Genomic DNA, 1,118 nt, shown 5'->3' with positions numbered 1-1,118 from the left:
GTCGGCCGTGAACTGCTGCGCCGCGGGCACGACGTACACGTGGCCGTCGCGCCCGACCTGGTTGAATTCGTCGAGTCGGCCGGGCTCAGGGCGACCGAGTTTGGGCCGGACGCGCGACTGTGGCAGGACGTGCACCGCGACCTTTTGACCCGTTTGTTCCGGAGCTTTTGGAAGGTCCGGGAACTGAGCGCGTTGGTGCGCGAAGATCAGCGGCTGTTCAACCAGCTCTGGGAGGAGATCGGCAAGACGCTGATGTCGCTGGCCGAGGGGGCCGACCTGGTGCTCACCAGCGCCATCGGCGAACAGTCCGCGGCCAACATCGCGGAGTACTATGGCATTCCGCTGGCCACGCTGCATACCTTCCCGATACGGGCCAACGGCCAGCTCATTCCGGGGCTGCCCGCACCGGTGGGCCGTTCCGCGATGACGGTGTCCGAGTGGATGTCTTGGCCGATGCTCAAGAAACGCGACGATGCGCAGCGCCGCGAACTCGGGCTACCGAAGGCGGCGGGCCTGTGGTCGCGACGGATCGCCGAGCGCGCATCGCTGGAAATCCAGGCCTACGACGAGGTGTGCTTCCCGGGGCTGGCCGCCGAATGGGCGAACTGCAACGGCCAACGACCGTTCGTCGGCGCGCTGACGATGGAGTTGGCCACGGACGCCGACGAGGAGGTCGCGTCGTGGATCGCCGCGGGAACACCGCCGATTTTCTTCGGCTTCGGCAGCACGCCGGTCAAGTCTCCCGCCGACACCGTCGCCATGATCGGCGCGGCCTGCGCGCAACTGGGCGAACGGGCGCTGATCTGCTCCGGCTGGAGTGACTTCGGCAATGTCCCCCATTCCGACCACGTCAAGGTGGTGGAAGCGGTGAATTACGCTGCGGTCTTCCCGGCCTGCCGCGCGGTCGTGCACCACGGCGGCATGGGCACCATTGCCGCGGGCCTGCGCGCCGGGGTGCCCATGCTGATCCTCTGGACGGCACCCGATCAGGCGATCTGGGCCTCTCACGTCAAACGTCTGAAAGTTGGTTCTGGGCGGCGTTTTACGAGCACCAGCCGTGAATCGCTGGCCGCCGACCTGCACCGGATCCTCGGTCCCGACTATGTCTCCCGGGCCCG

1 protein-coding gene is annotated in these 1,118 nt (G+C 67.4%); it reads left to right on the top strand.

The window, feature by feature from the left end:
• Positions 1-1,118, top strand: a 1,118-nt coding sequence (locus A5747_RS00005; protein ID WP_076121205.1) for a glycosyltransferase, incomplete at both ends; no start/stop codon positions are given.

The sequence above is a fragment of the Mycobacterium sp. IS-836 genome, assembly GCF_001954275.1.
Lineage (GTDB): Bacteria > Actinomycetota > Actinomycetes > Mycobacteriales > Mycobacteriaceae > Mycobacterium.
The sequence above is the reverse complement of the archived record's forward strand: the minus strand, read 5'-3'. Positions and strand labels throughout refer to the sequence as shown.